A 20,711-nucleotide genomic window follows, 5' to 3' on the forward strand; every position below is an offset into this window, starting at 1 on the left:
CTCAGCGCCGCCGGTGAGGGGTGTTCTATGTTTAGCGCCCGAGAGTCGCAACCCCTTTTTTGAAGTTTCTATGACTTTTTGCGCAACACCCCACAAAAGCATTAAAATTCAAGTACTTATCCACATTTGATCTTTTCAACCTCCCTTCACATCAGGGTTATCCCGGCGCCTTATCAACATCCTGGCAAAGGGGCTGGAGCAACAGGCCACAAGATATTGCGGCCACGGAGAGAGAGCACACAAGCCGCGGCGGAGACAGCGAGTCGCCAGCAGGAGAATCTCTGCTGGCCTTGCGGCTGATTCCGCTGGATTTTCCGCAGCCCCAGCGCTCGCCTCAGCTTTGGCGCCCCTCAAACCGGCGGATGTCCACACCGCCCGCGATCAGGCTGCTGCGGACAGATTGCGCCAGCTGCACCGCTTCGGCGGTATCGCCATGCAGGCAGATGGTATCGATGGCCGCCGGGATGCGTTTGCCGCTTTCGGTGATGATGGCGCCTTCCTGAACCATCTGAAGAATACGCGGCCCTGCGAGATCCGGGTCATGGATCACGGCGCCGGGCAGCGAACGGTCGACCAGGGTACCGTCGTCATTATAGGCGCGGTCAGCGAAGATCTCGCCGCACCAGTTGCAGCCAAGCTCGCGCACCACTTCTTCCATCGCCGTGGCCGCCAGCACCATGATGATGATGTCCGGGTCCACATCCAATGCCGCCTGATAGCAGGCGCGGGCCATCGCGTGGTCGGTGCAGGCCATGTTGGAGAGCGCCCCGTGCAGCTTCAGATGCCGCACCTGGGTGCCCGCCGCCTGCGCCATGCCCTGAGCGGCGCCCAGCTGATACCGGATCATGTTGGCCAGCGTGCCATGCGGCACATGCATCTTGCGGCGGCCGAAGCCTTGCAGATCCAGGAAGCCGGGGTGGGCACCGATGCCAACGTCCCTGTCCCGCGCCAGCGCCATGGTCTTTGCCATCACGTCCGGATCGCCCGCATGGAAGCCGCAGGCGATATTGGCCGAAGAGACAATTTCCAGCAGAGCGGCATCGTCGCCCATGCTCCAGGGGCCGAAGCTTTCCCCCATGTCTGCGTTCAGGTCGACGGATTTGGTCATAGGGTTTCTCCTGTGGCGAAAGGGTCTGCATCAGCGGAGACAGCCCCGCTGATCAATTGATAAGACAGCAAGTCGCGGATCACCGCGGGATCGCGGAGCAGAGGCTTACAGCTGCCCGGCAGTGCCCTCATCCGCTTGTCCGCCTTGTCCTGCACGTCCAGCCCCTCTTCCAGGCTGACCCAGCGGAAGCGGAAAGCGGTGCCGGCCTGGGCCTGCGCCGCCTTGGGCAGGTCGCAGGGCAGCACCGTGCCGATCCTCGGATAGCCGCCGGTGGTCTGGCATTCGCGAAGCAGCACAAACGGCTTGCCGTCGCCGGTCATCTGCACGTCGCCGGGCAGGATCACCTCGGAAAGGATATTGAGCTGGCCCGCAGCAGCGAAACCTGCGCCCTCCGATACCATCTCGACCCCCATCCGGTTGGCACGGCTGCCGCGGCTGAACGCGGTTGCCGCGAAGCGGGCACGCACCGCCTCCGGGAACAGATGGCTCTGGAAGCTATCGACGATGCGCAGCTCCCCGCCCTTGAACCGGTCCTCAGCCTGCAGGGCCAGCCCGGTTTCAGAGCCCTGATCCGGGCCCGCCGGAAGCTGGCCGCCTGCTTGTGCCGCCCGTCCCAGCCCCGCCATCAGATGCACCGCACGGGCACCCAGCAGCGGATCCGTGGCGATGCCGCCGCCCAGATGCAGATAGCCGTACACGCCCGAGCGGGCGGCGCCGATCGAGAGCTTTTGCCCCTGTTCGATGCGGTGCGAAGCGTTCCAGGCCAGCGGCTCGCCATCCAGCGCCGCCGCCATCGGCGCACCTGTCAGCGCGATGCGCAGCGGCCCGGTTGCCTCGAACTCGCCCCCCATGCCCGCCATTTCCAAGGCCGCAAGGCCGGGATCCTGCCGCAGAAGCGCTGCGCCTTCCGCCAATGCCAGCGGATCAGCGGCACCGCCCTGGGACACCCCCTGCCCCAGCAGCCCCGGGCGGCCCAGATCCTGAACCGAAGCGGCGGGCCCGATCCGTAGAATGTTCAGCCCGCTCATGCGCCAATCTCCGTGACAATGGCACCGCCCCGGTGCGGGTCCTCTGTGCAGTGCTTCAGGAAGTCCTCTTTGGAGACCGGCTCAAACTGCATCTCATCTCCGGGACGCAGAGCAAACGGTGCCTCTGCATCCGGATCGAACAGCGTCAGCCCGGTCTGGCCGACATGGCGCCAGCCGGTGGGGGCAGAGGTGGCAAACAGGACAAACTGGCAGATCGCCTGCACCAGCGCGCCGCGCGGCACCATCGGGGTGAGGCCGGTTTGCCGCGGCAGGTCCCACTCCGGCCCGAGGGAGCCCAGATAGGGCTGGCCGGGCGCAAAGCCGATGGTCAGCACCCGCACCCGGGCCGCGCCCAGGCTGTCGATGGCCTGCGCTTCCGTCATCCCCACCGCATCGGCAGCTTCTGCCAGCTGCGGCGCCAGCTCGGTGCCATAGACCGTCGGCACCCGCCAAAACCGGCGCCCGGCCGGCAAAGCCGCCTGAGACCAGTCCTGCGCTGCCAGCAACTCTTGCAGCCGGGCTTCCAGAACAGCATGCGGCAGTGCGCCGGGGTCGAACCGGACAAAGACCGAAGCCAGAGAGGCCATCGTCTCCGCCACGCCCTCCAGCGCCTGCGCCTCCACTGCGCTGCGGAAAGCAAGCGCGGCACGGTTCGAGGCCTCACTTAAACTGCCGGCAAAGCTTACCAGCATCCCATTGAGCCCGGCCCGCCGGATCAGCGGGTACGCTGGCGCATCCTGGCTGGTCATGTGTTCTCCCCGTCATTTTTGCGCCAGCGTCGCGGCGCAGACAGGGAGTGTCAACACATCAATTTCGGCCTATCCCCTTCGCTGCCCACGCAAAAGCAGCGCCTCGGCAGCCGGGGTATCAGAAATCATCCCAGCCATTGGCTGCAGCCAGCGGAGCCGGGCTGAAATTGGCGGCGGCCGGTGCGGCATGCGGCCGAAGCGGCACCACGTCTGCCGCCGGCGGCGGAGTACCGGTCTTGAACTTGGCCACCTGGCCGGTCAGCTGGCTTGCATCGGCTGACAGCAGCCGGCTGGCGGCCGACGCCTGCTCCACCATCGCCGCATTCTGCTGGGTCACCTGATCCAGCTGCGCAACGCCCTGGTTGATTTCCCCCAGCGAAGCCGCCTGTTCCCTGGCGCCCGCAGCAATACGGCTGATATGGGCCGAGATGTTGCCGACGCTTTCGATGATCTGCTGCAGCTCTTCCCCGGTCTTGCCCACCAGTTCGACGCCGCTGGCCACCTGCTGCTTGCTCTGGCCGATCAGCTGTTTGATTTCCCCGGCGGCCCCGGCAGACCGTTGCGCCAGGGCCCGCACTTCCGACGCCACCACCGCAAAGCCACGCCCCGCCTCCCCCGCCCGGGCGGCCTCGACCCCGGCATTCAGGGCCAGCAGGTTGGTCTGGAAAGCGATGTCGTCAATCATGCCAATAATTTTGGCGATCTCCTCCGACGACGTTTCGATTTCGGACATTGCCGCCACCGCGCTGCTGACCACCTGGCCGCTGTGCTCGGCCGTGGACTGGGCCTCTTTGACAATGCCCGCCACTTTCTGCGCGCCATCAGCCGAGGATTGCACCGTTTCCGTCAGCTCTTCGATCGCCGCGGCGGTCTGTTCCAGCGTTGCCGCCTGGCTCTCGGTGCGCTCCGACAGATCGCCCGCGGATTTCGAAATCTCCCCCGCAGTGCGCTCTACTGCGCCCGACACCTGCGTGACCGAGCCCATAGCGCTTTCCAGCTGCTCCGCCGAGCGGTTGAAGGCCTCGCCAAGTGCGGCAATGTCCGGCTGATCCGACAGTTTGACCCGGGCGCCAAGGTCCCCCTCGCTCATCGCGTCCAGCCCTTTGGCAATTTCCTGCAGCCCCTGGCGCCGCACGGTAACATCAGTGGCCACTGCCACCACCCGCTCGACACTGCCATCCTCGGCCTTTACCGGCGCATAGGCGGCTTGCAGCCAGACCGTGCTGCCATCCTTAGCCTGCCGCGGAACCTGGCCGCGCACTACTTCGCCGTTGGCAAGATCCTCCCAGAACGCCTTGTACTCCGCACTGGCGGCCAGCCCCGAGTCTGCAAACATCGCATAGTTCCGGCCCTCGATCTCCTCAGCCCGGTACCCCATCACCGCAAGGAAATTGCCGTTTGCTGCCAGGATCGTGCCATCCGGCTGGAATTGGATCACCGCCTGGGTGCGGTCCACCACGCCCGCAATCAGCTGGGCCCCGTCGTCCTGGGCTGCGGGCTTGGCTTTCTTGGTCTTGAAAAACAATTGAGAGTACTCCGCGCGTCTATGATTCTGTCTGAGACGCCATCGGAGTACCGTGAAACCAACAGAAAAATGTTAACCCGCCGGCGGCTGGGCGCAATGCCCCTCAACTGCGCTTTCCTCTGCTGAAATCAAACTCTTCCGCATAGTGGCAGGCAACGAAATGCTCCGGCGCGATCTCACGCCATTCCGGCACCTCGGCGCTGCAGCGCTCCTTGGCAAAGGGGCAGCGGGTATGAAAGCGGCAGCCCGAGGGCGCCGCCAGCGGATTGGGGATTTCCCCCTGCAGCCGGATCGGCTCAAACCCGGCATCCGGGTCCGCCGTAGGGATCGCGCTCAGCAACGCATGGGTATAGGGGTGCTTGGGCTGAAAGAACAGCTTTTCGGTCGGCGCGTATTCCACGAATTTGCCGACATACAGCACCGCCACCCGGTGCGACATCTGCGCCACCACGCTCAGGTCGTGGGCGATGAACAGGAAGGAGACGCCCATTTCCTCCTGCAGGTCTTTCAGCAGGTTTACGATCTCCGCCTGGATCGACACGTCGAGAGCTGAGACGCTTTCATCACAGACCACAAACTTCGGCTTTGAGACCAGCGCCCGCGCGATGCAGATCCGCTGACGCTGGCCGCCCGAGAACGCATGCGGGAAGCGGCGCAGGTGCTCCAGGTTCAGCTTGCAGCGCGCCGCAATCTCGCGCACCCGGGCGTCGATCTTCTCGCGATCCTTGTACTTGCCCGAGGCCACCAGTGGCTCGGCGATGATATCCCGCACTGTCATCCGCGGGTTCAGCGAAGAATAGGGATCCTGGAACACCAGGCTCATTTCCGGACGGAAGGCGCGCAGCAAATCACCCGCCAGATTATGCACCTTGATGCCGCCGCTGCCGCTTTCGGGGAAGGCCATGTTCATCTTGGACCGCACTTTGCGCAGTTCGGCTTCCGAGGCGTGGGCCAGGTCGATATCGCCCTTCTTCTTGCGGTGAAAAATCACCTCGCCATCGGTAGGATCAATCGCCCGCAGGATGGCGCGGCCCACGGTGGTTTTGCCCGATCCGGACTCGCCCACCAGCCCGACCGTCTCGCCGCGCTTGATGTCAAAGCTGACCCCATCCACCGCGCGCAGCATCTGCACCTCGGTCTTGAACAGCTTGCGGGTCTTGACCGGGAAATGCACCGCCAGGTCCCTGACCTCGATCAGCGTATCGTTCTGCTTGCTCATGCCGCGCTCCTGCTCTTGGTCTCATGCAGCCAGCAGCGCACCGCGCGGCCCGGCAGCGGGGAGGTTTCCTGCGGCTCCTGCACATCGCAGGTGCCGGAGATGGCCTGGGCACAGCGGGTGTGGAACGGGCAGCCCTTGGGCCGCGCAGTCGGGCTCGGGATATCCCCCGGCACCGGTTTCAGCCGGTCATGCAGGTGGTCGAGGCTGGGGATCGCGTCCAGCAGCCCTTGTGTATAGGGGTGCTGCGGGTTGCGGATCACTTCCTTGGCGGGCCCACGCTCCACGATTGTGCCCAGATACATCACCGCTACATCATCAGCGATCTGCGCTATCACGCCGAGGTCATGGGTGATGAAGATCATCCCCATCCCCAGCTCCCGCTGCAGATCGCGCATCAGGTCCAGCACCTGCGCCTGAATGGTCACATCCAGCGCCGTCGTGGGCTCATCGGCAATCAGCAGCGCCGGCCCCGCCGACAGCGTCAAAGCGATCATCGCCCGCTGGCGCATGCCCCCTGACAGCTCATGCGGATACTGGTCCACCCGTGCGGCGGCATTGGAGATGCCCACCTTGTTCAGCATCTCGATGGCATACTCCCGCGCTTCGCGTTTCTTCAGCCCTCGGTGCAGCATGATGGCTTCCATCATCTGGTTGCCGATGGTGTAGACCGGCGAGAAGCTGGCCATCGGCTCCTGAAAGATCATCCCGATCTCGCCGCCTCGGATGCGCCGCAGTTCCTTGCTGCCGTGCTTCATGTGGCCCAGCGCGATCTCCTTACCGCTCTTGTCGGTATAGGTCATGCGGCTGTCCGCCCCCAGTACTGCGGAGCCAGGCAGCAGCTGCATCAGCGCCTTGGTGGAGATCGACTTGCCCGAGCCCGACTCCCCCACCAGCCCCAATGTCCGGCCGCTCTCGACCGAGAAAGTGACGCCCTGAACCGGGGTGATCACCCCCTCGTCGGTGCGGAAGGAAATCGACAGGTTTTCAACACTCAGCATCTTGGACATGTCAGTGTGTCTCCGCATAAGGATCCGCCGCGTCGCGCAGGCCATCGCCGATCACGGTGAAGGCCAGAACCGCCACCACAACAAAGACCGCCGGGATGAACAGCCAGGGTGTTTGCTCAATCGCGCGCACGGACTGCGCCTGCTGCAGCAGTACGCCCCAGGACACCGACGGCGGCCGCAGGCCCAGGCCCACAAAGCTCAGCGCGGTTTCCGACAGGATCATGTAAGGAAAGGAAATCACCAGATCGACGATGATGAAGCTGGTGAAGCTGGGCAGCATGTGCTGGGCGATGATCCGCCCCGGCCGGGCGCCTGCCAGCCGCGCCGCGACCACATAGTCTTCATTACGGATCGACAGCAGCTGCGAGCGGATACGTCGCGCCAAAGTCGGCCAGCCGAACAGGCCGAGGATCAGCGTCATCGCAAAATAGACCTGCGTGGTGGACCATTCCTTCGGCATCGCCGCGGCCAGCCCCATATATAATGGAATGATCGGCACCACCCGGATCACCTCGGTCACCCGTTGGATCACATTGTCGATCATGCCGCCGAAATATCCGGCCGCCCCGCCGATGATCAGCGCCAGCACAAATGAGATCAGCACCCCCAGCACGCCGATCGACAGCGAGGTGCGGGTGGCATAAACCGTGCGGCTGAACACATCGCGGCCCAGATCATCGGTGCCCCAGAAATGGATTTTCTGATCGACATCCGGGCTGAGGCCGATCAGATGCCGGTCAATCGGGATGAAGCCCAAAAGCTTAACCGTCTCGCCCTTCACAAAGAGCTGCAGGTAATGGCGCACCTCCGGGTCCGGCACCGAAATGGCACGCAGGGTCACCGGGTCGCGCTCGGTTTTGGTGCCGTTGATGAAGGGCGTGAACGAACAGCCGCCTTCGTCGCAGAACTTGGGGATCTGAGGGCCGCCTTCGATATACTGCGTGTCCCGCGTCACCGGACCGTAGGGCGCCACAAACTCGGCAAAGATCCCGGCCAGCGCCATCACTCCCAGCAAGGCGGCAGCAATCATCGCAGCGCGGTGGCGGCGGAAGCGCCACCAGATCAGCGTCCATTGCGAGGCGGAGTAATATTTCAGCTGCGCCGCGCGCTCGCGGGCTTCGGCGGCTGTCAGATCATCCATCTGATGGGTTGCGTCAGTCATCGCTCAGACCCCCAGTTTGATACGCGGGTCCAGCCAGGCCAGCAGCAGGTCGGACACAAAATTCATGAACACGATGGCAAAGGTCAGCAGCAGCAGGATCGCGCCGGCCACGTTCATGTCGAGGTCGAGATAGGCCCTCAGCAACAGCTCCCCCAGCTCGGTCAGCCCCAGCACCACCGCCACAATCGGCAGTTCGGAAAAGATCCGGTTCACGTCAAAGCCGATGGTGGAGACCACTGGGTTGATCGCCAGCCGGGCCGGGTATTTCACCAAGAGCTTCATCTCCGGCACCCCGCGTGCCCGCGCGGCGGTGACGGACAGCTTGTTCAGCTCATCCGACATCGTCGCCCGCACCGTCTGGATCTGATAGGCCACCGCCGACCAGGCCAGCACCACCGCGGGCAGCCACAGGTGTTTCGCCATGTCCCAGGCCTTGGCCAGCGACCAGGGCGCATCGCGGTACTGGTCCGAAAACAGCCCGCCTATATCCGCCCCGAACCAGCGGTTGGCGAAGTACAGCATCACCAGCGCCAGCAGGAAGTTCGGCAGCGCCAGGCCGAGATAGGAAAACACGGTGAGGCCATAGTCCACCGCCGAGCCGCGGCGCACTGCGGCATAGATGCCAATCGGGATCGACACCAGATAGGTCAGCAGCAGGGTTGAGAACAGAATACCCGCGGTCAGCCAGACCTTGTCCCCGATCACCTTGGTGACCGAGGTTTCAAAGGCAAAGGCCTGCCCGAAATCGCCGCGCAGCACGATGCCTCCGATCCAGTCGAAATAGCGCAGCAGCATCGGCTTATCCAAACCAAGATCGCGCCGGATTGCCTCGATATCCGCCTCGGTCACATTCACCCCGGTGCCGGAGTACTTCCGGAACGCATAACGGTCCGCATAGTCCCCGGGCGGTATTTCCATGATCAGGAAGACCATCACCGACACCAGCAGCATCGTGACGACCATTCCCGCAAATCGTTCCAGCGTGAATCTGAGCAAAGCGTCCTCCCCTATCGTCAGCCCGCAAGGGCCAAAACCGGAGCGCAGACCAGCCGCGCCCCGGTGTGTTGTTCAGGCCGGGGCCTGGCTTACTGCTCCAGCCACCACTGGGCGGGGCGGTAGGGGTAGGTCCAGTAGAAGTCGTAGGTCTTGGACTTGATCGGCTTCACGTTCTGCAGGTCGTTACGGTGCAGGAAGGGCGCCACGATGTCGCCGACGGTGCCGATCTTCAGCATGTTGTCGGTGTGGATCTTGACGATCTCGGTGCCCAGCTTGTTGCTGGCATCGGTGCCCATTTCCACCTGGATGAACTGCTCGCTCAGGTCCCACAGCTTCTTAATGTCGGCCGGCGGCTCGATGCCTTCGGACCCGCCGCTGGTCTTCCACGCAGCCCAGCCGAACCCGGTGCCCGGGTTGAAGAAGTCGCCGAAGGGCGGCACGAACACGGTCACGTCCTGGCTGATGGTCGGCCCTGCGTTGCCGTCGTACTTCCAGACGGTCAGGTCCAGGTCGTTGTTGTTGCCCGAAGCGCGGTACTCGTCCGAGGTCACCTCTTTCAGGTCAACCCGCACACCCACGGCGGACCAGTAGTCACGGACCAGTTCCTGCATCTTCACCGGCGCGCCCTGGGACGAGTAGACCAGGCGCACAACCAGCGGCTTGCCGTCCGGGCGCTCCAGGGTGCCGTCGCCATCAGCATCCTTCAGGCCCATCTCGGCCAGCAGCGCCTTGGCGGCTTCCGGGTCGTAGCCGATGTCGCGGTTCAGCACGTCGTCTGAGACAAAGGAAACAGTCTTCGGCTCAGCCGGCACGCCCTGCATCGGCTTGCCCTGGCCCAGGTAGACGATCTCGTTGATCTCGTCCCGGTTCATCGCCAGCGACATTGCCCGATTGAAGCGCACGTCCGAGAAGATCTCGCGCAGCACCTCGTCCTGGTGGGTCCGGTTGAAGGAGTAGAAGACGTTCTCGCCAAAGGTCGGAGCAAAGTTGATGGTATAGCCGCCCTTGCCTTCGTTTTCTTTCAGCAGCGGGAAGTCTTCCAGGAAGACCGCCTGCTGTTTCCAGACCACTTCGCCGTTCATGATCTTGAGGTTCTGGACTTCCTTGTCGCCCACATAGGTTTCGACGATCTCGTTGATATAGGGCAGCTGGTTGCCCGCCGTGTCGACCTGGTGGAAATAGGGGTTCGCCACCAGCTTGCGGCCTTCGGCACTTTCCTCGACCACGATGTAGCTTTCCAGCGTCGGCACCACCGCGCGGCCGATCTGGGCAGCCTTTTCAGCGTCTTTCAGCAGCGGGCTGGGCACGTCTTTCCAGTCCGAACCGCCGTAGTAGAAATCAACAGCCGCCGCGGCATTCTCAAAACCGTATTCCTGCGCCAGCGCTTCGGCGTTTTCATTGTGCTTGGGCATGAACTGGCCCAGGAAGTGCTTGGGCTGGAACGGCTGGCCGTAATCCACGGCAAAGCGGTTCAGGATGCCCGGGGTCGGCACCGGAAAGGTGAATTTGACGGTGGTGGTGTCCAGCGCTTCCACCGCTGCCTTTTCCCCGGCAAACAGCCAGCGGTCCGGGGTTTTGTCGTAGATGTCGGCGTTGTAGATGATGTCTTCCATCCAGAACACGACATCCGCAGCGGTAAAGTCCGCACCGTCCGACCACTTGTGGCCGCCGCGCAGGCTGATGGTCAGCTGGGTGTAATCCCCATTCCACTCCCAGCCCTTGGCGATGTTGGGCACCACGGTCTGCAGATCGTCGGCATAGCGGACAAAGTTCACATGGCGCACCGACAAGAGGTCGGAGGTACCGGATTCGGTGGCCTTGGAAAGGCCGGTGATGGCACCGCCGTACTGGCCGATGCTGTTATAGGGCATTACCACCAGCGGCTCGGCCGGCAGGCGTTCGGCCACAGCAGCCAATGCGCCGTTGCCCAAGATCCGGGCGTTCAGATCTGCAATTGCCGGGTTCTGGGCAAATGCCAGCTCGCAGGAGGCAGCGGCCTGCAATTCAGCCAGTTCCAGCTGCTGCGGAAACGCGGGCTTCAACCCCATCGGGTCAGCCACAGTTGCCGCCGGGCAGCTTGCCAAAGCGGGCCCGCCAAACGCAACCAAAGCGGTAAAGGAAAGAAATGTCGTGCGGAGTTTCATGTCCGGTCCCCTATTGTCGATTATGTTCTAATTAAGGACCGAGTTTTGCAGATTTATGACAAATCACCAAATACACAGCGTACAACTATAGCAAAAAGCTATAAACACCGGAAATTCGGGAATGCCTGGAACCTCACGCCTCCAGACGTGAAACAATCCTGAAAATCTGTTCCACAGCAGAGGTTTGCCGCATAGCAGGCAAGCAGCCGAGGAACTGGTTTGCGATCAGGTTCTTGTCCTCGATCGGGACGAAAACAACACCGGGTTCCCCTTCGCATTCCTGCTTAAACGCGGTGCCGACCCCTGCCCCGCTCCTGATAAGCGTCCGAATCGACCCCCAGGATCCCAGTCCCAAAATCGTCGTTAAGGTTGTACGCGACAGCTGCGCCGCAGCTTCAAAAATCTGCCGGGTCGAAGATGTCGGCTCCCGCTGGATCAGCTTCAGCGGCGCAACATCGCGCCAGGTTGCAACGCCTGCTTCGGCCAAGGGATGCGCGTCGGGCACCACCAGCCCGATCCGGGTTTCCGCCACTTTGACGCCCGTCAGGTCGGGCGGCAGCTCCTTGGCGGTGAAGAATCCAACATCAAACTCGCCGGCATAAAGCAGCGGCAGCAAATCATGCGATGCCATGGCCCGCGCGGTGGTCTCGACCCCGGGGAATTCCCGCACGAACTCGGAAATCAACGGCATCGCTACCTGATAGGTCGAATAGCCGATCTGAAACCGGCCCGCGCGCAGGTCCCGGTCGGCGCTCAGCTGGCTGTCGATAGAATCCTTCAAGGCGATCAGGGCTTTGACGTCGCCGCGTATTTTGTTCAGCACCGGCGTCGGGGAAATCGCACCGCCGGACCGGTCCAGCAGGCGGCATTGGTACTGCTGCTCCAAGGCATAAATCAGATTGGAGACCGTCGGCTGCGACACCTCCAGCTCCTTGGCCGCCAGGGTGAAACTTCCCAGCCGGGCCACTGCTTCCAGCGCCTGCAACTGCTTCAAGCTGATTTTAGTTTTCATGCCGGGCGGCGACCTTCTCGTTGAGAACCGGTCCGCGCACCCTAGCGCTCTCCGCAGCCGCTGCGAAGAGACAATCCTGAGACGGCGGGAAGGGACCTGCCCCCTTTTGCCGCGGCAGCCTTAAGCGGTGGCTTGCGAGATGCGGTCGCGCAGCATCGTGGTGGAAACTTCCCTAGTATAGGGGAGGTAAATCACGCTCACCCCCAGAAGCGCAAATTCCGCCTCCAGCTTGTTCCACTTGGGCGTGCCCTGCCAGTCGTCGCCCTTGAACGTGACATCAAAACGCAGGCTGTCCCATGCATCGATCTTGTTGACGGTGCTTTCCGGCACAACCTCGTCAACGCAGCTGATATTGGCAACAATCTCCATGCGCTCCGCTGCCGGGATTACCGGGCGGCGGTTTTTCAGGCGGAACACCAGATCATCATCGCTGACCCCGACGATCAGCCGCTCGCAATAGGCTTTTGACCGCTGAAGAAGCCGCAGATGTCCGACATGGAACATGTCAAAAACCCCTGTGGCGTATCCAGTTTTGAATTGTTTCATATTAAATACCCATAGATGAAAAAATGGCTGCGCGCATCCCTGCGCCGCCGCGCCTTCGTTCCGTCTAGGCTGGTTTCCCCGAACTCATACACGGAACTCTCCTGCGGCAGCGTTAAGCGATGCGGCGGCGGAGCCAGGAGGCAACCCGCCGGGCATGGTGCATAACCGGGAACGGAGACGCGAAGGCCAGCACCGGCGAACCGGTTTTCCTGAACACTTTGGCAACCAGATCGCGGGAAGCACGGCCGTCGGTGCGGGCAAACATCTTCTTCTTGAGCGCCAGCCTGTTCTCTCCGTACTCCGCGGGCTCCTCAGCATGAATGGCCGCCACGCAGTCCTCGCCGGTGACCGGATGGAAGCCCAGCAGCGCCCCGGATTCCTGCTCGTCGTGGATGCGCCGGGTCATGAGGTATTCTTCGAAGTCGGGGCGGAAAAAGATCACTTGCCGTCCGGTGACCAGGAAGTCGTAATAGATCGACGAATAATCCGTGATCAGCACGTCGGTTTCGCGCAGATAGGGGTACACGTCGTGGCCGCGCTCGATAAAGCCGACGTTGACGGGCTCCATTTCGGCCACGATTTCTTCCAGTTTCTCCTGATCGTGCGAAACCGGATGGTTCTTGATCAGCAGAAAGGTTTCCGGCGAAGCTGCGGCGCTGGCGACCAGTTCACGGAACTCTCGGAAGAAAGACACCTTTTTCTGTCTGCCTTCCCGGTAGGTCGGCGCATAAAGCGCAACTTTGCCGCCCTTCGAACGCACCGACTGCATCTTGTCCAGCAGGTCGCTGTCGACGCCAAGTTTCCAGAACCTCGGCGGCTCGGCCCCCGGCACCAGCATATCGATCCGCGGTGTGCTGTTGATCAGGATCTCCGCGGCTGGGAAGGCCTCGCGGCGCTTATCCGCAACATACCGGGAGTCGGCCACGTAATAATCGGCAGACAAGCAGTCGAAGGCAAAATAGGCGTAAGCGCCTGCCGTCTTCTTGTTGGACGCAACCTCATAGGCGACGCGTTTGGCCGGCAGGCCGTGCCACATCTGAACCTTGACCGCATGCGACAGCGCCGCCTGCATCATGCAGAAATCTTCGCGCGGCGTGTGGTGGGTCGAAACGAAGACAACCGCGGTTTCAGAAAACAGCTGCGCAGTCGGGCCATTGTTCGCGGCGTGATGCACCCGGACGCCTGCGGCGGCAAGAATGGCCGCATCCTTGGGGCTGAAAGTGACCCAGAACAGCCGGTCGAGCAGGCCCTGCGCTGCAAGCACCTCATGCAGATGGCTATAGATGTATTTGCTGTTGCCGCTGAACGAGCCCGGCGAAAGCACGACAATATTGCGCTTGGGCGCCCGCTTGGAGCATTCAGCCATAAAGAACAGCGCGGTGCCGTTCGGAGCGGCCCTTTTTTTAGGATTTTTCTTCACGACCACGAACAGGCCACCTTCGGCTGACTGCAATTTTTTGCAGAACATAAGGCCTTCATAAATCCGTTACAATGCCCGCACCCCAAGAAAGCAACTGCCTCGCCTTTTCCCGCTTCACAATCACTTTTACTGTTACTTTACAAGATTTTATCGACTATCCGATGAAGCTGGATTAACCTAATATTCACGCAACTGAAACTGTCCAGAATTCCCCTCTGACGTGTAGCCGGCTGGAATCGGCCGAAAGCCCGAAACCCGCCGCAATGGCCAAGGCGCCGGCCCTGGGCGCACGATGGCAGTCTTTAAAGCGCGGAAATCCGGGCCCAGGCCCTGTCCAGGAACTCATCCTTCTGCGGCTCCAGCATGTTCTCGCCAAGGAACCAGTAGAAATAGCGCGCATAGGGGAAATCCCGCAGCAGCCGGGGCGCGTTCTGTACACAATGCTGCAGGTCTGCCGCGGTACAGGCCGCCAGGGTCGCGTGGTGGTAGTCGGTCCGGCCGCAGGTGATAACGGGTTTCCTGTGCATCAAGGCTTCGAACCCAACCGCTGAGTTCTGCGAGACAATGACCGCCGCGGCTTCGATCAGGTCATGAACATTTGCATCCGTCACTACAGCGTTGGGCAAATCCGAACACAGCTGAAGCACTTGGCTCTTGGTGTGCTCGGCCTGCGCGGGGTGGAGTTTGACATAGACACGCCCCCTGGCCGCCAAAGCCGTGTTGCGGATCATCTCCAGCGAATCCAGATAGTGGACCGGTGTCTTGAAGTTGTCGATTTCCTGCAAAAACACGGCCGCGGCAGCGGGCTCCAGCCTGGCTGTCCCGCGCTCCGGCTGCGGCAGCTTCGAGACATTCTCGCGCTTCATATATCCGCTCACGCCATTGAAGAAGTACTCGGCCTCTGCCGCATCCACGGCGCCGGGGTCGAACTGCGCATCCACCAATGAGGAGGACCAGTAGTATCCCTTGGGGTCCAGATACCAGAACCCCCATAAGTAACTGGTATGGGCATGCAGTATGCCCGGCCCCTGCGCCTTGCGCATTCCAACGGCGATGTGCTTGTGATCCATCGCCAAGGCCAGCCTCGAATTCAGGCTCCCCGCATGCACCAGCAACGGCTTGTGGCCGCGGTCCAGCGCGCTGGCGGCAATTTTTTCGAAAAAGTCGATTTCCCCAAGCCGGAGCTTTTCATACCAGCTCTCAGTGGCATGCACGATCAAAGGCGTTTTGCCAGTCAGCAATTGGCCCAACGAATTCAGCTTCCGGAAACTGCCTTTTCCCGCCACCCCTGTTTTCCCCGCCGGATTGTTCCAGTTCCGCTGTCTTTGGCTGCAGGTAACCACAGCGGGGACTCCCCGGCAATAAATGCAAACGGCTAAGCGGCGCCCCCGGACGGACAGCCGCATCGTCAAGCCATCGCAACAGATACTGCGGCCTCGCCTCAGTGCCCGTTAAGATATTAAAATATATAAGAAAAACAAAACACCCTTCAGCCGGGTAGACGGCCTTTGGCTGGCAAGTAGCCGATTATTAACACGTCTCTTTTACGCTGCATTCACTTATCAGGATTTTTAGCAAGGATTCGGAAAATGAGGATGCAGTTTTTGGGGCACCTCCCCGTCAGAGCAAAGATCGCCATTCTGGTCGCTGCGCCTCTGATGCTTTCCCTGTGGTTCATGGGGCAAACCCTGCTTGGGCTCTACAAGAACGCCCAAGTCAACACCACTGAGGCCGGCGAAGTGCTCGAGCATATGAGCGAACTGGTCCACAAGCTTCAGCTCGAACGCGGGCTGAGCGCCGGATACCTCGAAAGCTCCGCCAGCCGGGTTCCCGAAAAACTGACCCAGGTCCGGACGCAGAACAACACTGCGATGGACGCCTACCTGGACGAAATCAGCCGGATCGACAAATCCCTCCTGCCGTCCGAAGCTGTGCAGGCAATCCAGTTCGCCCGCGAGGAGCTGGCGAAGAAAAAGGACATCCGCAAGCAGATTGACGGCCACACCGTCCCCCTGAAGCGGATGCTGGCTTACTACACCAACCTGAACAAGGCGCTCATCCAAACGGGGCTTGCCCTGGCGCAATCCATCGACGATCCGGTGATTTCGCAAGAGGCGGTGGCGCTGTCCTTCTTCATGCGCGCAATCGATGCCGCAGGCCTGGAACGCGCTGCAGGCGCTGTTGGCTTTACCCATGGGTGGAAACCCGAAGACCGCGAAGCCTTTGTCGCGCAGCATGAGCTGTTCAAGGAACGCCTGTCCACGTTCATGGACTTTGCGACCAACGAGGACCGCCAGGCCCTGGAGGGCCTGTTCAGGACCCCGGAAATGCAAAAGTTCGAGGACATCCGCAAAGCCATCCTCAGCGGCGGCGCCAAAACGGAAATGACCCCGGAACAATGGTTCGCGGCCGCAACCAGCGCACTGAAAGTGCTGCAGAAAAAGGAGAACCTCCTGATCGAGCATCTGGAGCGGGACATGGAAGCCTTTGATGCGCACAACAAGTTCCTGCTCACCGAGATGGCGGTCTTCACCGGCGTGCTTCTGGCGGCGGTCGTGGCGCTCAGCCTGATGATCGCCCGCAACATGACCAAGGGCCTTGCGGTTCTGAACATGGCGCTGAAGAAACTGGGCAGCGGCGAAACCGAGGTTCACGTGCCCGGGGAAAGCCGCCGTGATGAAATCGGGGCGGTGGCGCGCAATGTTGTCGACTTGCGCGCCGTGACGCAGCGGCGGCAAGAGGAGCGCGTCCAGGAGGAAAAAGAACGCCGGGAAGAAATCATCACCGTCACCCGCCGCATCGGCGAGGCCCTGACAGATCTCCAGAACAAGTGCCTGAACAAGCCGATCGACGAGTTTTTCCCGGAAGAGTTCAAATCAATCCGGATGGATATGAACGAATCCCTCAAGGCGCTGAGTGCGGCAATCGCCAACATCGGCGAACTGACAAGCAGTGTGGACGAAAGCACCAAGTCCATCGCCGAAGCCTCAATGGACCTTGCCCACCGCACCGAAGCGGAATCGGCAACGCTTGAAAAAACCACCCACGCAATCAGCGAACTGACCGCAAATGTGCAGCAATCCGCTGAGAACGCAGGCACCGCGGAACAGCTGGCCAGCACAGCGCAGGAGGGCGTGCGCTCCTGCGACGACGTGATGAAGAACACCATTTCCGCAATGGACAAGCTGCAGGAATCCTCGCAGGAGATCTCGCAGATCACCAAAGTGATCCAGGACATTGCCTTCCAGACCAACCTGCTGGCGCTGAACGCCGGTGTCGAGGCCGCCCGGGCCGGCGAAGCGGGCCGCGGGTTTGCGGTTGTCGCCAGCGAAGTGCGGATGCTGGCGCAGCGCTGCGCCGACGCGGTTCAGCAAATCGACGAGCTGACCGCACGCAGCTCCGAGCAGGTCAAGAACGGCGCCGCCCTGGTTGACCAGGCCGGCCAGGCCATGGCCACCGTCAGCGAACAGGTGAACGAGATCTCCAGCCTGGTCGTGGACATCGCGGGCAATATGAAAGAGCAGTCATCGCAGATGGGCGACGTCAACACCGCGGTCAACGAGCTGGAAATGATGGCGCAGCAGAACGCGGCCATGGCCGAAGAAACCACTGCAGCCACCACCTCGCTGTCGGAACAGGCACAGGAGCTTCGCGAACTGGTCCAGCAGTTCACTTTCGGCCAGGCGGCCGCGGGTCAGACCGCGATGCCAGGTCATGCGTCCGGCACATCCCCTGGAGCCGCCATCGATTTTGACGCCGACGAAGCCTGGGATGATGACTTCGGCTCGGACAACGCCGCAGCCTGAACCAGGCGGCCTGAACCGGCTTCAGCACAGCGCCTTCCACCTGCCCCCGTCAGTTTCCACGGAAAAGACGGGACGCATGGAAGGCGCTGCGCTTTAGAAAGAACCAGCCGGGCGGAAGGCATTGAAAAGGGCTGGACCCGGGCCAGGGTCTGCCCGCGAACCGCAGTGCAGCCCGGGTGCCGGAGTTCAAACGGGTGCCGGTTCCGCAAGATCGCGTTGCATCTGTTTGCTGATATGCTCCGCAAGCCGCTGCAGTACGGGGCGCTGCAAACTGGCTTTACGTGCCGACAGGCAATAAGGCTGTGCCAGACCCAGGCTCCTTGAACCGGCCATCACCAGCCGGTTTTCGCGCAGATGCCCGGCAGCAAAGAGCGATTGCACCAGGGCAACTCCCAAGCCTTCGCAGGCCAGCGACACCGCCGCATGCGACGACGACACTGTATGCCCGGGCAGGCTGGCTTCCTCTCCCAGAAAATCGGACCAGGACGGAAACCGCGCCGCCTTGGCTCCCCAGTCGGTCGAGATGAAACGGCAGCCGGATTTGCGCATCTGCGCGGCGCTCAATTCGCCGTTCTCAAGATACCCCGGTGCGCACACTGCGATGACACGGTCCTGCAGCCGGGACACAATCTCTGCCGAGGGATGCGGAAACGGGCCGTAAGAGAGCCGCAGATCAACCCGCTCCGCCTCCAGGTCAACCGGATCGTGATCTTCCCGCACCCGCAGGCTCAGATCCCGCTCTTCCTTCAGGAAACCGCTCAGCTTGCCGGGAAGCCACGCCGTCGCGACCGATGGCGGCACCGAAATCACAATCCTTGAGGGCGTCACCCGCCGCTGCAGCATTTCCGATGTTTCGCGGATGTCGTGGAAGGCGGCCTGCAGCCTGGGAAAAGCATCGCGGCCGGCCTCGCTCAGCCGGATGCCGCGTTTCACCCGCTCAAACAGCTGCCGCCCGGCTTGGTCCTCCAGCCCGCGGATCAGCTGGCTGACGGCCGCGGGCGAAATCCCCAGCTCCTCCGCCGCCAGCGCAAAACTGCCGCGCCGCGCCGCGGCTTCAAAGGCTTCCAATGCCCGCAAAGAGAAGTGATACGCCATAGTTATCGGTAAGCTCACCTTAAGTATCAGTCAATTTTTCATTCTATGGAAACGGCAGCTTTTCGATTACCTCCAAAGAGAGGAGGTACATTCCGTGGATCACAAAACATTCCTTGCGTCTCTCAGCACCGAGCAGCGGGACACGCTCAATGAACGCAGCGACGCAAAAGGCCTGCGGCATCTTGCCGGTCATTTGGGTGCGATCTGCCTGTGCGCCGCGCTGATCATCCGGGGTGTCCCGCTCTGGCAGCTCGTCATGCTGGTCCAGGGGATCCTGCTGGTCTTCCTGTTCACACTGCTGCATGAGACCAGCCATAAAACCCCGTTTAAGACAGGCTGGATCAACGAAGCGGCCGGGCATCTCTGCGGGTTCATTCTGTTCCTGCCGGCAACCTGGTTCCGCTATTTCCACTTTGCCCACCACCGGTACACGCAAATCCCCGGAAAGGATCCGGAACTCGCCGAGGCAAAACCCGAAAGCTGGGCCGGATACCTGCGCCACATCTCAGGCATCCCGGTTTGGATCAGCCACGGCAGAACGCTGCTAGGCAACGCCGCAGGGCGCTGCAGCGATGATTTTGTCCCGCAGGCACGGCGGAGCAAGACCGCCAGCGAAGCCCGCGTCTACCTGCTTCTCTATGCGGCGCTACTTGCTGTGTCCCTGTGGCTGCAAACACTGGTTCTGCTCTATGTGTGGCTGCTTCCGTTACTGCTCGGCCAGCCTTTCCTGCGCCTCTACCTGCTGGCGGAGCATGGGCGCTGCGCCTTTGTGGCAAACATGTTCGAAAACACCCGCACGACCTTCACAAACAGGCTGGTGCGCGCAATTGCCTGGAACATGCCCTTCCACACCGAGCATCACAGCTATCCATCCGTCCCGTTCCACAAGCTGCCCGACCTGCACAAGCTTATGGAACCGCATCTGGCCGTCACGGCGGATGGCTACACATCGTTCAACACGGACTACGCACGCCACCTCTCAGGCTGAGCAGCCGTGGCTGCCCCGGCCGGATGCGCAACGGCGCGGCGGCCGTCCCCGCCACGCGGCCTGACCGCGGTTCTACCAAGTTGACAAGCCATGGGATTTGACTGATACAGCCAAAGCAAGTGCGGGCCGTTAGCTCAGCTGGATTAGAGCAGGGAACTTCTAATTCTCAGGTCGGGGGTTCGAGTCCTCCACGGCTCGCCAAGCCTTTCACAACACAGGCAATTTGTACTGGCAATTTGCGAGCAACCAGTCCTAACGCCCATGCCCGCAAAGGCGGGCGCACTGCGTAGCAGGTGCCGCTCTGCCCCGCTAAGCCAGCAATCCGATTGCAGCCCGCCATGGCAGGCCCGCGCCGTGGGTCAGGCCGCGCTGCGCAGGTCCAGATGCATAAAGACGGACCAGGGATCTTCGGCATAGTCCGAAAACGGTGCGCATTCGACAAACCCAAGCGATCCATACAGCCTGCGCGACGGCAGGAAATCATCGGTCGAACCGGTTTCCAGGTAGATGCCGGATGCACCCTGGCTGCGGGCGCGCTGCAGCAGGAAATCAAGCATCGCCCGCCCTGCCCCGCTGCCGCGGGCTTCGGTCAGCGTATGCATCGACTTAAGCTCCCGCGCACCGCCGTCCAGGGTCTTCAGCGCCCCCATTGCAATCGCCTTGCCGTTCTGGCGCAGAAGAAAGAACTCGACGTCCGGCCCTTCAAGCCCGCTGCCGTCCAACGCGTGGCAGCTCTCTTCGGGCGATTGCGCCGCCATCTGCGACAGATGACGGTGGATCAGCGCAACCGCATCCGGCTCGCCCGGGCTGGCCGGGCTGATATCAAATTTTTGCATGGGCCTTGCACCTCCGGCATCAAGCTGGCGCGGGCGCCTTGGCCGCGCCCGGCATTCAGGTGCCGAGCAT

The 20,711-nt window shown here is 61.9% G+C and carries 17 protein-coding genes and 1 tRNA gene; 3 read left to right on the forward strand and 15 right to left on the reverse strand.

All coding sequences use genetic code 11. The features are described from left to right. Positions 1-334: 334 nt before the first annotated feature. From RA19_RS23900 to RA19_RS23960, 13 genes are all read right to left on the reverse strand, one after another. On the reverse strand, positions 335-1,108 hold the full coding sequence (locus tag RA19_RS23900) for a LamB/YcsF family protein (RefSeq protein WP_039167869.1): 774 nt from the start codon (positions 1,106-1,108) through the stop codon (positions 335-337). Then, entirely contained in the window at positions 1,105-2,136 is a 1,032-nt protein-coding gene (locus RA19_RS23905; protein WP_039167873.1) for a 5-oxoprolinase subunit C family protein, read from the reverse strand. Before RA19_RS23905 ends, RA19_RS23900 begins: the two co-directional genes overlap by 4 nt. Further along, a complete protein-coding gene (locus RA19_RS23910; protein WP_039167877.1) occupies positions 2,133-2,885 on the reverse strand; it encodes a 5-oxoprolinase subunit B family protein in 753 nt (250 codons plus the stop codon). The genes RA19_RS23905 and RA19_RS23910 overlap by 4 nt, the downstream gene beginning before the upstream one ends. A gap of 118 nt (positions 2,886-3,003) precedes the next feature. Further along, complete coding sequence (locus RA19_RS23915) at positions 3,004-4,410, reverse strand: methyl-accepting chemotaxis protein (protein WP_039167880.1); 1,407 nt, start codon at positions 4,408-4,410, stop codon at positions 3,004-3,006. Positions 4,411-4,513: 103 nt separating this feature from the next. Further along, positions 4,514-5,629 (reverse strand): ABC transporter ATP-binding protein, encoded by a 1,116-nt coding sequence (locus tag RA19_RS23920; RefSeq protein WP_039167882.1) that lies wholly within the window; start codon positions 5,627-5,629, stop codon positions 4,514-4,516. Next, the gene (locus RA19_RS23925; RefSeq protein ID WP_241479140.1) at positions 5,626-6,636 is read right to left on the reverse strand and encodes an ABC transporter ATP-binding protein; all 1,011 of its coding nucleotides are present in this window, start codon (positions 6,634-6,636) and stop codon (positions 5,626-5,628) included. The genes RA19_RS23920 and RA19_RS23925 overlap by 4 nt, the downstream gene beginning before the upstream one ends. A gap of 1 nt (position 6,637) precedes the next feature. Beyond that, positions 6,638-7,798, reverse strand: coding sequence for an ABC transporter permease (locus RA19_RS23930; protein ID WP_039167886.1), 1,161 nt, complete (start codon positions 7,796-7,798; stop codon positions 6,638-6,640). A gap of 3 nt (positions 7,799-7,801) precedes the next feature. Beyond that, a complete protein-coding gene (locus RA19_RS23935; protein WP_241479141.1) occupies positions 7,802-8,794 on the reverse strand; it encodes an ABC transporter permease in 993 nt (330 codons plus the stop codon). Positions 8,795-8,883: 89 nt separating this feature from the next. Continuing rightward, positions 8,884-10,938, reverse strand: a complete 2,055-nt coding sequence (locus RA19_RS23940) for an ABC transporter substrate-binding protein (protein WP_052262030.1) — start codon at positions 10,936-10,938, stop codon at positions 8,884-8,886. Between the two features lie 133 nt (positions 10,939-11,071). Continuing rightward, entirely contained in the window at positions 11,072-11,950 is an 879-nt protein-coding gene (locus RA19_RS23945) for a LysR substrate-binding domain-containing protein (protein WP_039167894.1), read from the reverse strand. A gap of 120 nt (positions 11,951-12,070) precedes the next feature. Further along, positions 12,071-12,496 carry an adenylyltransferase/cytidyltransferase family protein gene (locus RA19_RS23950; RefSeq protein WP_039167896.1) on the reverse strand — a complete coding sequence of 142 codons (426 nt, stop codon included), beginning with the start codon at positions 12,494-12,496 and terminating at the stop codon, positions 12,071-12,073. A 112-nt stretch (positions 12,497-12,608) separates the two neighbouring features. Then, positions 12,609-13,922: a CDP-glycerol glycerophosphotransferase family protein gene (locus RA19_RS23955; protein WP_193748327.1), complete on the reverse strand. Its 1,314-nt coding sequence runs from the start codon at positions 13,920-13,922 to the stop codon at positions 12,609-12,611. Between the two features lie 296 nt (positions 13,923-14,218). After that, a complete protein-coding gene (locus RA19_RS23960) occupies positions 14,219-15,157 on the reverse strand; it encodes a capsular polysaccharide export protein, LipB/KpsS family (protein ID WP_241479142.1) in 939 nt (312 codons plus the stop codon). Between the two features lie 348 nt (positions 15,158-15,505). Here RA19_RS23960 and RA19_RS23965 point away from each other — a divergent pair, with 348 nt between their 5' ends. Further along, on the forward strand, positions 15,506-17,722 hold the full coding sequence (locus tag RA19_RS23965) for a methyl-accepting chemotaxis protein (RefSeq protein WP_082020668.1): 2,217 nt from the start codon (positions 15,506-15,508) through the stop codon (positions 17,720-17,722). Between the two features lie 186 nt (positions 17,723-17,908). Here RA19_RS23965 and RA19_RS23970 read toward each other — a convergent pair whose 3' ends face one another. Further along, entirely contained in the window at positions 17,909-18,817 is a 909-nt protein-coding gene (locus RA19_RS23970; protein ID WP_039167902.1) for a LysR substrate-binding domain-containing protein, read from the reverse strand. A 94-nt stretch (positions 18,818-18,911) separates the two neighbouring features. On the opposite strand from RA19_RS23970, the gene RA19_RS23975 reads away from it, so the two are divergent. Both RA19_RS23975 and RA19_RS23980 read left to right on the forward strand, forming a co-directional pair. After that, positions 18,912-19,805: a fatty acid desaturase gene (locus RA19_RS23975; protein ID WP_039167904.1), complete on the forward strand. Its 894-nt coding sequence runs from the start codon at positions 18,912-18,914 to the stop codon at positions 19,803-19,805. A gap of 123 nt (positions 19,806-19,928) precedes the next feature. Then, a tRNA-Arg gene (locus RA19_RS23980) sits at positions 19,929-20,006 on the forward strand. A gap of 158 nt (positions 20,007-20,164) precedes the next feature. On the opposite strand, the gene RA19_RS23985 is transcribed toward RA19_RS23980, so the two are convergent. After that, positions 20,165-20,641 (reverse strand): GNAT family N-acetyltransferase, encoded by a 477-nt coding sequence (locus RA19_RS23985; RefSeq protein ID WP_039167905.1) that lies wholly within the window; start codon positions 20,639-20,641, stop codon positions 20,165-20,167. Between the last annotated feature and the right edge of the window lie 70 nt (positions 20,642-20,711).

This window comes from Leisingera sp. ANG-M1, assembly GCF_000813745.1.
GTDB lineage: Bacteria > Pseudomonadota > Alphaproteobacteria > Rhodobacterales > Rhodobacteraceae > Leisingera.

Bases quoted from the DNA above. Each gene is read 5' to 3' on its own strand.
- RA19_RS23900 (WP_039167869.1), bottom strand. From the start codon at position 1,108: ATGACCAAATCCGTCGACCTGAACGCAGACATGGGGGAAAGCTTCGGC.
- RA19_RS23905 (WP_039167873.1), bottom strand. From the start codon at position 2,136: ATGAGCGGGCTGAACATTCTACGGATCGGGCCCGCCGCTTCGGTTCAG.
- RA19_RS23910 (WP_039167877.1), bottom strand. From the start codon at position 2,885: ATGACCAGCCAGGATGCGCCAGCGTACCCGCTGATCCGGCGGGCCGGG.
- RA19_RS23920 (WP_039167882.1), bottom strand. From the start codon at position 5,629: ATGAGCAAGCAGAACGATACGCTGATCGAGGTCAGGGACCTGGCGGTG.
- RA19_RS23925 (WP_241479140.1), bottom strand. From the start codon at position 6,636: ATGTCCAAGATGCTGAGTGTTGAAAACCTGTCGATTTCCTTCCGCACC.
- RA19_RS23930 (WP_039167886.1), bottom strand. From the start codon at position 7,798: ATGACTGACGCAACCCATCAGATGGATGATCTGACAGCCGCCGAAGCC.
- RA19_RS23940 (WP_052262030.1), bottom strand. From the start codon at position 10,938: ATGAAACTCCGCACGACATTTCTTTCCTTTACCGCTTTGGTTGCGTTT.
- RA19_RS23945 (WP_039167894.1), bottom strand. From the start codon at position 11,950: ATGAAAACTAAAATCAGCTTGAAGCAGTTGCAGGCGCTGGAAGCAGTG.
- RA19_RS23950 (WP_039167896.1), bottom strand. From the start codon at position 12,496: ATGAAACAATTCAAAACTGGATACGCCACAGGGGTTTTTGACATGTTC.
- RA19_RS23965 (WP_082020668.1), top strand. From the start codon at position 15,506: ATGAGGATGCAGTTTTTGGGGCACCTCCCCGTCAGAGCAAAGATCGCC.
- RA19_RS23970 (WP_039167902.1), bottom strand. From the start codon at position 18,817: ATGGCGTATCACTTCTCTTTGCGGGCATTGGAAGCCTTTGAAGCCGCG.
- RA19_RS23985 (WP_039167905.1), bottom strand. From the start codon at position 20,641: ATGCAAAAATTTGATATCAGCCCGGCCAGCCCGGGCGAGCCGGATGCG.